This window comes from Bradyrhizobium sp. 604_D8_N2_3, from assembly GCF_051810765.1.
GTDB lineage: Bacteria > Pseudomonadota > Alphaproteobacteria > Rhizobiales > Xanthobacteraceae > Bradyrhizobium > Bradyrhizobium barranii.
This window is the reverse complement of record NZ_JBPWPM010000001.1, coordinates 2,591,974-2,606,127: the sequence shown is the minus strand read 5'-3', so window position 1 is coordinate 2,606,127 and position 14,154 is coordinate 2,591,974. Positions and strand designations below refer to the sequence as shown.

The 14,154-nt window shown below is 63.5% G+C and carries 10 protein-coding genes; 7 read left to right on the top strand and 3 right to left on the bottom strand.

What is annotated here, in order from left to right:
* Positions 1-479 precede the first annotated feature (479 nt).
* Positions 480-1,319, top strand: a complete 840-nt coding sequence (locus AB7245_RS12210; RefSeq protein WP_028146778.1) for a formate/nitrite transporter family protein — start codon at positions 480-482, stop codon at positions 1,317-1,319.
* A 55-nt stretch (positions 1,320-1,374) separates the two neighbouring features.
* The gene (locus AB7245_RS12205) at positions 1,375-3,111 is read left to right on the top strand and encodes a bifunctional protein-serine/threonine kinase/phosphatase (protein WP_167768251.1); all 1,737 of its coding nucleotides are present in this window, start codon (positions 1,375-1,377) and stop codon (positions 3,109-3,111) included.
* 748 nt (positions 3,112-3,859) lie between these two features.
* On the opposite strand, the gene AB7245_RS12200 is transcribed toward AB7245_RS12205, so the two are convergent.
* The gene (locus tag AB7245_RS12200) at positions 3,860-4,777 is read right to left on the bottom strand and encodes an intradiol ring-cleavage dioxygenase (protein ID WP_085404435.1); all 918 of its coding nucleotides are present in this window, start codon (positions 4,775-4,777) and stop codon (positions 3,860-3,862) included.
* A gap of 162 nt (positions 4,778-4,939) precedes the next feature.
* On the opposite strand from AB7245_RS12200, the gene AB7245_RS12195 reads away from it, so the two are divergent.
* The 3 genes from AB7245_RS12195 to AB7245_RS12185 all read left to right on the top strand — a co-directional run bounded on the left by AB7245_RS12195 (position 4,940) and on the right by AB7245_RS12185 (position 9,219).
* Positions 4,940-6,214 (top strand): serine hydrolase domain-containing protein, encoded by a 1,275-nt coding sequence (locus AB7245_RS12195; RefSeq protein ID WP_085404436.1) that lies wholly within the window; start codon positions 4,940-4,942, stop codon positions 6,212-6,214.
* A gap of 391 nt (positions 6,215-6,605) precedes the next feature.
* Entirely contained in the window at positions 6,606-8,063 is a 1,458-nt protein-coding gene (locus AB7245_RS12190) for a sensor histidine kinase (RefSeq protein ID WP_085404437.1), read from the top strand.
* A gap of 22 nt (positions 8,064-8,085) precedes the next feature.
* The gene (locus AB7245_RS12185; protein ID WP_085404438.1) at positions 8,086-9,219 is read left to right on the top strand and encodes a mandelate racemase/muconate lactonizing enzyme family protein; all 1,134 of its coding nucleotides are present in this window, start codon (positions 8,086-8,088) and stop codon (positions 9,217-9,219) included.
* Positions 9,220-9,237: 18 nt separating this feature from the next.
* Here the strand turns inward: AB7245_RS12185 and AB7245_RS12180 are convergent, their stop codons facing one another.
* Together AB7245_RS12180 and AB7245_RS12175 are read right to left on the bottom strand one after the other, a co-directional pair.
* Positions 9,238-9,603: a hypothetical protein gene (locus AB7245_RS12180; protein ID WP_085404439.1), complete on the bottom strand. Its 366-nt coding sequence runs from the start codon at positions 9,601-9,603 to the stop codon at positions 9,238-9,240.
* 10 nt (positions 9,604-9,613) lie between these two features.
* Complete coding sequence (locus AB7245_RS12175) at positions 9,614-11,923, bottom strand: TonB-dependent receptor (RefSeq protein ID WP_094184428.1); 2,310 nt, start codon at positions 11,921-11,923, stop codon at positions 9,614-9,616.
* Between the two features lie 257 nt (positions 11,924-12,180).
* Here AB7245_RS12175 and AB7245_RS12170 point away from each other — a divergent pair, with 257 nt between their 5' ends.
* Together AB7245_RS12170 and AB7245_RS12165 are read left to right on the top strand one after the other, a co-directional pair.
* The gene (locus tag AB7245_RS12170; RefSeq protein WP_085404440.1) at positions 12,181-12,843 is read left to right on the top strand and encodes a response regulator transcription factor; all 663 of its coding nucleotides are present in this window, start codon (positions 12,181-12,183) and stop codon (positions 12,841-12,843) included.
* Entirely contained in the window at positions 12,840-14,153 is a 1,314-nt protein-coding gene (locus tag AB7245_RS12165) for an ATP-binding protein (RefSeq protein WP_085404441.1), read from the top strand. The genes AB7245_RS12170 and AB7245_RS12165 overlap by 4 nt, the downstream gene beginning before the upstream one ends.
* Position 14,154 lies beyond the last annotated feature (1 nt).

Genomic DNA, 14,154 nt, shown 5'->3' with positions numbered 1-14,154 from the left:
ATGCCAAGCCCGCCACTCCGAAAAATGTCGAAAAATGAATGGGTTATTGACGCCGCGCCAGACTGTCGCAGGCCTGCTGCGCACGCGGATTTTGCGGATTGCTCATTCCTTGTGCGCCGCACAAATCTTATGCAGCCGCCCAAGCAAAAGGCCGCGCGTCCGCAAAAGTCAGCTGAACGCGTGCGGCATCTGATTGATATCGCTAGCCTTTTCCAACACACCCACACGGCACGCAACTTGCTTCTTCACCGACGTCAACGAAGACTGCGGCTTGCCGCATTGTTGCAGCCTCTGGCGGCTGCATCCCGGAAGCTCAACTGCTTCGCGGCCCTCCCGGCTCAGTCCTCGTGACGCGATTCCCAAGGCTTCCAGACCTTCCATAGCCCTCGTGCGCGGCAGAGCTGTCCGCACGGCCAATGATGTTCAGCTGCGCTCTCTCGGGCGTGTCGATCTCACTTACGAAGCAAAAGGAACCATTGATGTCGTATCTCGCGCCTTCGGAATTCGTCACCAAGATGGTGGATGCGGGCGAGTCCAAGATCTTCATGTCCACCCGGGATACTGCCATCCGCGCCTTCATGGCCGGCGCCATCCTCGCACTCGGCGCATGGTTCGCCATCACCATCAACGTGAACACCGGCCAGCCGCTGATCGGCGCGATACTGTTTCCCGTCGGCTTCATCATGCTGTACCTGCTCGGCTTCGATCTGCTCACCGGCGTGTTCGTGCTCTCGCCGCTCGCCCTGATCGACAAGCGTCCCGGCGTCACGCTTGGCGGCGTGCTGCGCAACTGGGGCCTCGTCTTCGTCGGCAACTTCGCCGGCGCCTTCACCGTCGCCTTCATGATGGCCTTCGTGACGACGTTCGGCTTCACGCAAGACCCCGACAAGGTCGGAGCGGCGATTGGAAACATCGGCGAAGGCCGAACGCTCGGCTATGCCGCGCACGGCGCGGCCGGCATGGCGACGCTGTTCATGCGCGGCATGCTGTGCAACTGGATGGTCTCGACCGGCGTCGTCGGCGCCATGATCTCGACCTCGGTCCCCGGCAAGGTCATCGCGATGTGGATGCCCATCATGCTGTTCTTCTACATGGTGTTCGAACATTCCGTCGTGAACATGTTCCTGTTCCCGTCGGGCCTGATGCTCCATGCCAAATTCTCGATCATGGATTATCTGATCTGGAACGAGATCCCGACCGTGCTCGGCAACCTCGTCGGCGGCCTCGCCTTCACCGGCATGACCCTCTATGCCACCCACGTCATGACCAAGCCGAAGCGCCAGGCCGGCAAGGCTGCGCCGACCCGCGTTGCGGCCTGATACGTCTCGACAGAGGAGCCTCGCCCGACCAGGGTGAGGCTCCCTTCGCCTGGTGATGACGATGACCCGCGGACTCCTGATCTCTGTCGGCCAGCACTCCGACAAGGGGCGCAAGCCCGTCAATCAGGATTTTCACGGCGTCCTGATTCCGGAAGAGCCTCTGCTCAGCCTGAAGGGCATCGCGGCCGTTCTCGCCGACGGCATCTCGAGCAGCACGGTGAGCCAGATCGCCAGCGAGTCGGCGGTCAAGAGCTTCCTGATGGACTATTACTGCACGTCGGAATCCTGGACGGTGAAGACCTCCGCCCGCCGCGTGCTGGACGCGACCAATTCCTGGCTGCACGCGCAGACGCGCAAGAGCCAATATGCCTATGACCGCGACAAGGGCTATGTCTGCACCCTGACCGCCATGGTCATCAAGGCGACCACGGCGCACATCTTCCACGTCGGCGACTGTCGCGTCTACCGCGTCGCCGGCAAGGCGCTCGAGCAGCTGACCGACGATCACCGTATCATCGTGTCGTCGGAGCAGACCTATCTCGGCCGCGCGCTCGGCATCAATCCGCAGATCGAGATCGACTACCAGGCTTTCGAGATCGAGGCCGGCGATACCTTTATCCTGGCGACCGACGGTGCCTATGAATTCGTCGACCAGCGCTTCATCACCAGCGCACTCGGCGAGCACGCAGCCGAGCTCGACGGGGCGGCAAAGGCGATCGTCGAGGAAGCCTACCGGCGCGGCAGCGACGACAACATCACCGTCCAGATCCTGCGCATCGACGCGGTGCCGCAGCGCGAGCCGGCCGGCATCTTCAATCAGACGTCACAGTTGCCGCTTCCGCCGCTGCCGGAGCCGCGCGCGATCTTCGACGGCTACAGGATCATCCGGGAAATCCACGGCAGCAGCCGCAGTCATATCTATCTCGCCGTCGATGTGGAGACCGAGGCGCCGGTCGCGCTCAAGCTGCCGTCGATTGATCTGCGCGACAACGCCGCCTATCTCAAGCGCTTCCTGATGGAGGAGTGGATCGCGCGCCGGATCGACAGCCCGCACGTGCTGAAGCCGCTGTCACAGTCGAGACGGCGCAGTTATCTCTACGTCGCGACCGAATTCGTCGAAGGGCAGACGCTGAAGCAGTGGATGACCGACAATCCGCGCCCCGATCTCGAAACCGTCCGTGGGCTGGTCGAGCAGATCGCCGCGGGGCTGCGCGCCTTCCACCGCATGGAAATGCTGCATCAGGACCTCAGGCCCGATAACATCCTGATCGACAAGACGGGCACCGCGAAGATCATCGACTTCGGGTCGGTCAGGGTCGCGGGCGTCGCGGAAGCCGCGCCGCGAGACGAGGCCGACGACATCCTGGGAACGGTCCAGTACACGGCGCCGGAGTACTTTCTGGGGCAAGGCGGCTCGCCGCGCTCCGACATGTTTTCGCTGGCCGTGATCTGCTACCAGATGCTGACGGGAACGCTTCCCTATGGCACCCAGATCGCCAGGATCCGGCGCAAGGCAGACGTGCGGAGACTTCAATATCGCCCGGCCGGCGACGATCGCAACGTGCCGGCCTGGGTCGACGGCGCGCTCAGGCGCGCGCTCCATCCGGATCCCTACAAGCGGCACGAGGATCTGTCCGAATTCGTCTTCGAGCTTCGCACGCCCAATCCGGCCTATCTCGACACACGGATCACGCCGCTCTTGGAGCGCAGCCCGCTGATGTTCTGGAAGCTGACCACGGCAGCGCTTGCTTGCGCAGTCGTCGTGCTGCTGGCGCTGCTGCACGGGCGATAGGGCGCAGACGTCCACTTCTAGCGGCCAAGTGGAACCATTATCGTTCGCCAGAGCATTGCCGCTGGTGACCCATATGCGACATCGGCCAAATAGCCCAAACATCGCGCGATTAGCCGGGTTTAAAGGTTGATTGCGGCTAGACGTTTTTGCGCTCGACTATGCCGTCGTGACGGCGTTGAATCCGCTACGCGGGCTCTTTTGTTTCAAGGAGGGAGGACCGAAAAGTGAAGACAACGATCATCGCACTTTGTGCCGCCGCTCTCATCGCCGCCGCACCAGCCGCGCTTGCGCAGGGTGTACCAGGCAAAGCACTTGGTCTGCAGCATAAGATCTCTAAGAGACATCACCCGGGCGTCCCCGGCTACGCTCCGCTGCATGAGCTACAAACAATGGGATCGAAGAAGGGCTATCCGGGAGCTTTCGGTTACGCGCCTAATGAACCCAGTCGTTTAGACAGAAATCTCGAAGCGTCCAGACAAGCTGGTGGTGGCGGCGGCGGTGGCGGAGGGAGTGGCATGTGAACCCACGCGCTGCACGAACAGGCGGTATCCGTCCTGCTTGATCGGGACGCTCCGGGGGCGTTAAGGCCGGCTCGCCTCGCGTCTTCTTTATGTTCGCAGTATGTTTGTTGTTGGCCCAACTCGGACATCCAGTGAGGTCCGCTGTTGCGCAGCTACCAGAAGCACAGCGGACGTCGCACGCGCCCTGACTACCGAGCGGTCTAGAAGCGCGCTCTAGCGAGAATTCCTCACGCCGGCTCCGCAGCCTTCACCCCCAGCGGCTTCGGCGCCATGCCGCCGCCGGGCTTGAGGTGGAATTCGTAGGTCATCAGGTGCCACTGCCCGTTTGCCTTGGCGCCGTCGGGCATCTCAGGGTCGTTGCGCGGCTCGACCTTGGCGACGAGGTCGTCCTTGACGCCGAACACCACGTCGGAATCGAGATATTTGTCGCCGTCCATGAAGACGTGGGTGATCAGCGGCTCATAGCCTTTCGCATTGACGAGGAAGTGCACATGAGCGGGGCGCATCGGATGGCGCTTGGTCTGCGTGATCATCTCGCCGACAGGGCCATCGGTCGGGATCGGATAGCTGCACGGCAAAATGGTGCGGAAGAAGAAGCGGCCGTCGGCGTCGGTGATGAAGCGCGCCCGCGCCGAGGCACCGACCTCGTCGTAGTTCGGTTTTTGTGAATCGTAGAAGCCGTCATCGTCGGCATGCCAGACGTCGACGGGAACGCCCGCAAGCGGCTTGCCCTTGAGGTCGGTGACGCGGCTCTGCACGAACATCCGTTCGCCGGTCTGATTGTTCGGCGAGATGTCGGTGCCGTGCGCGGTGACCTTGTGCTCGCCGACATAGAACGGGCCGAGCACCGTGGTCTGGGTGGCGCCCTCGCGATCCCTGTGGTTGACGGCGTCGACCAGCATGGAGACCCCGAGCACGTCGGAGAGCAGGATGAATTCCTGCCTTGTGTCGGTGCATTTGTGGCCGGTGCGGGTCAGGAAATCGATGGCGTATTCCCATTCCTCGAAGGTGAGACCGGTCTTGCTCACGTAATCGTGCAGCGACTTCACCAATTCCTGGAGCAGGAATTTTGCCCGCGCATCAGGCGTATTGTCGAAGCTCTTGACGACGGCTTCGGTGAGTTCGGTCTCGTTGAACTGGGTCATGGTGCGTTTGCCCTGAATTTTCTCGTTGGCCCGGATGGGCTCCTTGGAGGCGTTCCACAGTGCAGCCTACACCAGCAGGCCCGGCCGCGTTAAGCGCAACCGGCTTGGAATGGGGCCGGCATTTCGCTATCAACTTTCCGACAAAACGCCCCGGAGGAACTGATGCTCGCCCCTACCCCCGCCTCGCCCGAATCCGTGGGCATGTCCAAGGCCGCGCTCGACCGCGTCGATGCGCATCTGAAGAGCCGCTACATCGATGCCGGCCGCTTCCCGGGCACGCACCTGCTGGTCTATCGCCGCGGCAAGGTCGCCCACAGCTCGGTGCAGGGCTTTGCCGACGTCGAGCGCAAGGCGCCGGTCAAGGACGACACCATTTACCGCATCTATTCCATGACCAAGCCGCTCACCAGCGTCGCCTTCATGATGCTGGTCGAGCAAGGCCTCGTGGCGATCGACGAGCCCGTCGCCAAATACATTCCGGAATGGAAGGATCTCGGCGTGTTCGTCGCCGGCACCGCGCCGGCCTTCCTGACCCGGCCGCCGTCCCGGCCGATGCTGATCGTCGACCTGCTGCGGCACACCGCCGGTCTCACCTACGGCTTCCAGCAGCGTTCCAACGTCGATGCCGCCTATCGCACCGAAAAGATCGGCGAGGTCGAGAAGTCAGGCACGCTGCAGAGCATGATCGAGGCGCTGGCAAAAATTCCGCTGGAGTTCTCGCCGGGCGAATCCTGGAACTACTCGGTGGCGACCGACGTGCTCGGCTATCTCGTCGGAAAAATCTCCGGGATTCCCTTCGAGCAGTTCCTTAAAACGCGCATCCTCGATCCGCTCGGCATGACCGACACTGATTTTCACGTGCCGGCCGCCAAGGCGCATCGCTTCGCCGCCTGCTACTCCGCCGACCCGGGTGGCGGCATGACCTTCCATGCCGGCCAGCGCCGCGAGGGCCTGACGCTCCAGGACGACCCGACCAAGAGCTCGTTCCTGTCGCCGCCCTCGTTCATCTCGGGCGGCGGCGGACTATGCTCGACGGTCGCCGACTATCTCACCTTCTGCCGCGCGCTGCTCAATGGCGGCGAGCTGGGCGGCGTCCGCCTGCTCGGGCCGAAGACGCTGGCGCTGATGACGAGCAACCACATTCCAGGCGGCCGCGCGCTGCCGGAGGTGTCGCGCTCGCTGTTTTCGGAAGCCACCTATAACGGCATCGGCTTCGGCCTCGGCTTCGCCGTGACCATGCGGCCGGCGGAGACGCTGATCGCCGGCAGCCCGGGCGAATATAATTGGGGCGGTGCGGCCACGACCTCGTTCTGGATCGACCCGGCCGAAGAGCTGATCACCATCTTCATGACGCAGGTGCTGCCGTCGAGCGCCTATCCCCTCCGGCGCGAACTGCGCAGCATGGTCTATGCGGCGATCACCGAGAGCAATCTCTGAGCTGCGTCTCAACAAGAACGGGCCCTCGCGATCGATCGCGAGGGCCCGTCGTTGTAGTGCATATGGCCGACCAGATAAATTCCGCCGCCGAGCACCAGAACGGCGGGCACGGCCCACAAAATCAGAACTGCGTCATCCTCCTCAGTTGGACGTGCAGACCTGACGGTCTTCATGCCGCTTTCAGCCTCGGTGCGCGACTTGACGCCCGCGACCGCGCTGCAAAATCTCTCCCTGACGTGCTCGCCGGACGCGAAAATCGTGGCGCGGTGGAAGTCTCACCCGTATGGTCTCCCCAAAATCATAATCCGGCGCCGCTGCGCTGGAACCGGGACGCCCGCGTTTGTCAAAGCTCACTCTGCCGGTCCGGCTCGCTCTTCTGGTCACGGGAACGATGTTGCCGCTGATCGTCTTTGCGGTCGGTATTGCCTATTCCAACTATCGCCAGGACCGCAGCGACGCGACACGACGCGTGCTGGAGACGGTGCGAAGCATGCGCCTCGTGCTCGATTCCGAAGTGCAGCGGATGACCGGCGGCTTGCAGGTGCTGGCGCTCAGCAACGCCCTGCAAAGCGGCGACTTCGACGACTTCCGCCGGCTGGCAACCGGGTTCATCAGCCAATATGGCGAGGACAGCGTCCTGCTGGTGGCGGACGGGAGCGGGCACCAGCTGTTCTCGACCGTCACGAGTGAAACGACAAACCTGCCACCCCGCAACAATCGCGAGATCGTCGAGCGGGTATTTGCGAGCAAGTCACCGCAATATTCCGACCTGTTCACCGGCTCGACCAAGAACCGGCCGATCGTGACCGTCGAGGTTCCCGTGCTGCGCAACGATGAGGTCGTCTACGCGCTCTCCTTCAGCCCGCCGATCGCGACATTCCAGAAACTGGTCGAGCAGCAGCGGCCGAACGATCAGTGGACGGTGTCGCTGCTGGACACCAAGGGTCGCGTGTTCGCGCGCGCGCCCAATCCGGCCGAGACGTTCGGCAAGCAGGCCTCCGGCGCACTGAACGATGCGATGGCCCGGACGCCGGAGGCGACCCTCTCCACCGTTTCGCTCGACGGCGTCGCGCTGTCCTCCGCCTATACGAGATCGCGGCTGACCGGCTGGACGGTCGTGGCCGGTGTCGCCGAGAGATCGCTGATCGCCCCGCTCTGGCGCGACATCGCGATCACCAGCCTGATCGGCGGCATCCTGCTGCTGACCGGCCTGACCTTCGCGGTGCGGATGGCGACCACGATCGCGCGCGGCGAGATGCTGCACAATCTGCTGATCGAGGAGCTCAACCATCGCGTCAAGAACACGCTGGCCTTGATGCAGGCGATCGCAGTGCAGACCTTCCGAAGTTCAAGCCGGGACGAGCGGACCAAGTTCGAGGGACGGCTCGGTGCGCTCGCCGAGGCGCATAATCTCCTGAGCCAGGAGAAATGGGCGGGCTCGGAGCTGAGGGACGTGATCGCGCGCGTGCTCCAGCCGTTCCTGCTGAGCAATCCCGATCGCATCCGCATGGCCGGCCCCACCGTGCCGCTGTCGCCGCGGCTCGCCGTGGTGCTGTCGATGATCGTGCACGAGATCGCCACCAACGCCGCGAAATACGGCGCGCTGTCGAACGAGACCGGCCGGGTCACGCTGGAATGGGAGGTCATCGCCGACACGCCGAAGCCCCGGCTGCGGCTGATCTGGAGCGAGATCGGCGGACCGCCGGTGACGGAGCCGGTGCAGCGCGGTTTCGGATCGCGCCTGATCGAGCGCAGCGCGCGCGACCAGCTCGGCGGCGAGGCGACCGTCGACTTCCTGCCGCGCGGCGTCGTCTGCACGGTGACGTGCGTGCTGGACGAGGCGCGGTGAACGGATTGAAGGAACATCGGCGATGAAGATCACCAAGGTGCGCACGCACATCCTCGAAGCAAAGCTCTCGCAGCCCTTCGCCTATTCGCGCGCCTGGTACGACACGCGCACCGCGATGCTGGTCGAGATCGAGACGGATGACGGCCTGACCGGCTGGGGCGAATGCTACGGGCCGGCGCGGATGACGGCGGCGGTGGTGCAGAGCATCGCGCCCTTGCTGATCGGCGAGGATCCGCTGCGCACCGACGTGCTGTGGCAGATGGTCTACGCACGCTTGCGCGATCACGGCCAGAAGGGCGTCGTGATCCAGGGCCTGAGCGGCATCGATATCGCGTTGTGGGACATCAAGGGCAAGCATTTCGGCGTGCCAGCGCATCAGCTTCTCGGCGGCGCCGCGCGCAAGGAGATAGCGGCCTATGCGACCGGGCTCTACCGGCGCAAATCAGGCGATCCGCTCAAATACCTGCCGGAGGAAGCGGCCGGCTACGCCGCGGAGGGTTTCCGCGCCGTGAAGCTGAAGGTCGGCTTCGGCATCGCCGAGGACGCCGCGGTCACCCGCGCGGTGCGCGAGGCGATCGGCCTGGATGTCGCGCTGATGGTCGATGCGAACCACGCCTATGACGCAGTGGCGGCGATCCGGCTCGGCCGCATGATTGAGCGCTACGACATCGGCTGGTTCGAGGAGCCGGTGCCGCCGGAGGATGTCGCGGGATATCGCGCGGTACGATCCGCGCTGACGATTCCCATCGCCGGCGGCGAATGCGAATTCACCCGTTTCGGTTTTCGCGACCTGTTCGCATCGCATGCGCTGGACATCGCCCAGCCCGACACCTGCGCCGCGGGTGGCCTCTCCGAATGCAAGAAGATCGCCGACATGAGCGAGGCGTTCGGCATCCGCTACAATCCGCATGTCTGGGGCACCGGGATCGCGATCGCGGCCTCGCTCCAGCTCCTCGCCGTGCTGCCGTCACACACGCCGACCTCGCTTGCGCCGATCGAACCGATGCTCGAGTTCGACCGCACCGAGCATCCGATCCGGCAGGCGATTTTGAAGGAGCCGATCGAGCACGAGAAGGGTTTCGTGCGGGTGCCTGACAGACCGGGGCTAGGTATCGATATCGACCGCGAGGCGCTCGCGCGCTTCGCGGTTCAATAGAAAAAGCGGTCGACGCCGTTAATTCGGCGGCACGTCGATCGGAACGAGAAACGCGAAGCCATATTTGGCGTCCTCGCCGCGCGCCTCATCGAGGCCGCGTCCGAGTTCCACCGCGGCAATCTCCGCCGGAAGCGCGAGCCTGACGTGTCGGACATGATCCGGGCACAGGAGAGGACGCCCACCTGAACACATGCTCTCCAATTCCTCGACGAACCAGGCTTCCTGCACGCGCGCCCGGGCGGATCGCAGTGAGCTGGCCGAGAACGCCAGAACCGGTCTCTGGTTGATCTCCAGCACGAAGCAGCGCTGTCGCGCCGCCTGTGCGGCGCGATTGCTCTTGCGTGCCGTCGATCTGCCTTCAGCCCGGCCACTCGCGCGTGTCATCTCAACACCATCAGAAGTTCGCCGTGGCTGACAATCTGAACACACGTGGAGACCCCGGCGTGATGTTGTTATTCCCGTCCGCGGTCGAATAGTACTTCCGGTCGAGGAGATTTTCGATGTTGAGCTGGGCGCGCCAGGTCTCGTTGAGCCTGAAGAACACGGCGGCGTCCACCCGCGTGAACTCCGGAATCAGCACGGTGTCGTCGGACGATGCGAAGAAGTTCGAGTAGTGGATCACACCGAGGCCCGCGGCCCACTGCTCCGTGAACTGATACCTGTTCCAGAGGGAAAAGGTATTGTACGGCACAAGTCCCACGCGGTTGCCGGCGACAATGGTCGCGGAGTTGTTGCTGGTGATCCGCGCATCCGTGTAAGCGTAGCCGCCCGTGATCTGCCAGGCGTCCGTCACGTAGCCTGTCAGAGACGCTTCGAGGCCGCGGGTCTTGGTGGCTCCGCTCAGGATGAAGAATCCCGCATTGTTGGGATCGGCAAAGCGCTGATTGGTCCGGTCCAGTTCGTAGATCGCCGTAGCGAACTGCAGGCTCGGGAAGATGTCGTATTTGAGCCCGACTTCCTTGTTCACGAACTTCTCGGGCGCTGCGATGGCCAGGCCCGGTGTCAGAGCGCTGAACTGGTCGCCGGCGCTCGGCAGATACGAGATGCTGTAGCTGCCGTAGATCGACAGGTTTTCGAGCGGCTTGAACAGGACACCGACGCGTGGCGACACCAGATCATCGACCCGGTTGAGCTCGACGAATGTGCGGCGGTCTCGCGACGTCAGGTCGAAGTGATCGAACCGCAGGCCGCCGATCAGCTCCAGATAGCGCGTGATCTCGACCTGGTCCTGGACGTAGACGGCGCCGAGATTGAGCTTGTAGGTGTTGTTGGCATCGGTCCCCCCGTTATTGGCGAAAGTGACCGGAACGTACGACGTCGGATTCCTCGGATCGATCGTGATGGTCGACGATACGCCATTGAAGAGCCCGCTCTGCCGGTAGTTCAGGCCGTTCTGACGGCCCAACTCGGCGCCGAAGACGACGGTGTGACGAATTGGGCCCGTCCCGAATTTGTAGGTGAGATCGGTCTGGTTGAAGTAATTCGTCCGGTCGGTCTCGTTGTTGTATGCTTGCAGATTGCTCGAGGTTCCGGCGGCATTGACGGCACCGGAATTGGCTCCTCCGCCCGGATAGATGTTCTGGTAGAACTTGTCGTAGTTGGCGATCTGCGACGAATTCTTGATCGTCCACCCGTTCTCGAAATCGTGCTCGACGACAGCGGTTCCGATATCCACATCGGCGAGCGCATAGTTGAGGTTGGGGTTGCCGAAGAACGCAGACGGCGACGTATCGTAGGGATAGCGCGGGAAGGCGTTTCCGGGGCGGATCTGCGAAGGGATGCCGCGATCGACGGTACGCCGGTCGTGCAGATGCTCGTAGCTCAGCTTGACCGTCGTGGTGTCGTTCGGCGCAAAGGTCGCGGTAGGATTGATCGCCCAGCGTTCGAGGTTGACGAAATCGCGATAGCTCTGCGTGTTTTCGTACATCGCGTTGAGGCGGAAGGCCCAGTTCTCGTTGATCGCCTGGCCGACGTCGGTGGTCACGCGGGCGCCGGGATAGGAATTGCCGCCGACCGTCACCTCGCGAATGGTCGTACCGTCGGCCTCCTTGAGTACGCGGTTGACGACGCCACCGCCGCCGCCGCGGCCGAAGATCATCGCGTTCGGCCCCTTCAGGACCTCGAGCCGCTGAATGTTGTAGAAGTCGCGAAAATACTGGACGTCGTCGCGGATGCCGTTGGTGTAGAAGTCGGCGTTGCTGCGCTGGCCGCGGATGACGAGGTCGTCGCGATGCGATTCGCCCTGGTGATAGATCACGCCGGGCACATAACGGGTCGCCTCGCCGATCGAGGTGAAGGCCTGGTCCCTGATGAAATCCTTCGTCAGCACCGTCACCGACTGCGGCACGTTGAGGAGAGCCGTATTGGTCTTCGTCGCGCTGGTCACGCTCCGCGTGATATAGCCCTTCTGGCCGGTACGCGCGTCCTGATTGTTGACGCTCGGCGGCTTCTTCTCGACCGGTGCGACGGTGGCCGTCCGACGATTCGATCGCGCTGCGCGCGAGGTGGTCGCGGTCTGCGCCCGGCGGGCGCGCTGCTGCGGGGCTGAAACGACGACTGACGGCAAGGCTCCCGCCGCCTGCCCCTGCTGCGCAGAGGCCGGGCCGGCCTGCATCGTCAGCCCACCACTGAATGACAGCGCTGCCGTCGTCGACAGCAGAAAACCACGCAACGCCTTGCGGCCAGCCCAACAACCCAATTCCATCTGCAACGCCCCAAAAATTTCGCGTGCCGCTCTGAAAGACGGCTTCGCGGTCCCGAACCGGGGCGCATCTGCAATGCGAAGAATTAGATGAGGATTAGATCGGATTTAGAATAGGTCGAGCCTCTCTCCGCTCACGCCCAAATTTGTAAGAGTTCTAAATTGAGGCGCAGGCGGTTGACCATTTGGCCGCGGTGTCGAATGTGGCGCTTGGTGCTGCGACGCGCCACCACTCCAACACAGCGATTTTCCCTGAATCAATGCGCCTCCTGCTGATCGAAGACGATCTGATGTTCGGCAAGGCGCTCGTCCGCGGATTGAAGCGAAACGGAATGACCGTGGACTGGACCCGCGACGGACAGGACGGCTACGCCGCGCTACAACGCGCCGAGCACGCGATCACGCTGCTCGATATCGGACTGCCCGGCATGACTGGCTTCGAGATTCTCAAGGCTGCGCGCAGCAGGAAGGCTTCGCCCATCCTGGTGATCACGGCCCGCGACCGGGTCGAGGACATGGTCGCGGGACTCGATCTCGGCGCCGACGACTTCATCGTCAAGCCGTTCGAGTTGCGCGCCCTGCTCGCGCGCATCCGCGCGGTCATGCGCAGGGTCAACGACCGCTCCAATTCGCTGATGAGCAGCAAGGAGATCACGCTCGATCCATCGACCCATGTGGCGACCTTCCGCGGCATCCAATCGACGCTTTCCGCGCGGGAGTTCTCGGTGATGTACGCCCTGATGGAGCGTCCCGGAACCATTCTGTCGCGAGGCCAGATCGAGAGCCGGATCTACGGCTGGGGCGACGAGGTGCAGAGCAACGCCGTTGACGTCGTCATCCACGGCTTGCGCAAGCGGTATGGCAAGGACGTCATCCGGAACATCCGCGGTGCCGGGTGGATGGTCACGAAGTCCGGATCATGAGCTCTCTTCGCAAGACGATCATCACGCGTGCGACGCTGTTGCTGGCCGCCATCGGCCTCCTGGCAACGGCAACATCGTTCGGCCTTGTCGCCTATGAGATGAACAAGTTCCTCGACGCGCAGTTGCAGGAGATCGCCGTCAATGTCGGTCCAGGCGACCGCAACGGTGCGGGTCCGCTGCTCGAAAGCGAAGACGAGGATCAGTTGGTCGTCCGCATCTGGGATCGCTCCGGCGCGCTGGTGCATCGGGCGGGTCCTCCGATCGATATTCCCTGGCAATCAGTGCCGGGATTGTCCGACGTGACCGCCGACGGGCAGGATTGGCGCGTCTATCGCTGGAGCCACGCGCAGCACGATATCCAGATCGCGCAAGCGTGGAGCGCCAGGCACGAGATCGCGCTGCACGCGGCGACAGGCGCCGCGCTTCCGCTGCTGCTCGCCATCCCGCTGGTCTGGGCCGTTCTGGGTTGGTCGATCAGCCGCACGATGAGCGGTCTGCAACGGCTGTCGGCCGAAATCGGCCAGCGCAGCGTCGATGCGCAGGAGCCCCTGCGTCCGGTGGGCGTACCGGCGGAAGTGGCTCCGCTGATCGTTGCCATCGACAAGCTCGTCGATCGTCACCGGTCGGCACTCGACGCGCAGCGCCGCTTCGTGGCGGACGCGGCGCACGAACTGAGGACACCTCTGGCCGCGCTCCAGATTCAGGCGGAAAACCTGATCGCCGCAGAACTGTCCGGACAGACTCGCGAGCTTGCCGACGAACTTCGGGACGGCGTGCGGCGCGCATCGCATCTGGCGAGCCAGTTGCTCGAAATGGCCAGAACGGAAGGCGCCTCGATCCGGAAGCGCGACGACGTCGATCTTGCCGCGCTCGCGACATCGTTGCTGGCCGACTTCTATCCGCTGGCTGAGGCGCGCAACGTCCAGCTCGCGATGACGGCGGAGACACCGTGCAGGTTCCTCGGCGATCGCAACGCGATCGCCAAGCTCATCGCCATCCTGCTGGACAACGCCATTCGCTATTCAGGTTCAGGCGGCTCCGTGGAACTCAGGGTCGTCAATGACGGCAAGATTTGCGCGCTGGAGATCGTCGATGACGGCCCAGGCATTCCCGAGGATGCAATGCCGTTCATCTACGACCGCTTCTTCAGGGCTGCGCCCCAGGGCGTCGAGGGGACCGGGCTTGGTCTTGCGATCGCCAAATCCACCGCCGACCGGCACGGCTTCAGGCTGATGCATCAGAACCGGAGTGGCGCGACCGGCATCGTCGCGCATGTCCGGTTTGACCTGACTGCCGTGCCGACAGCGTGAG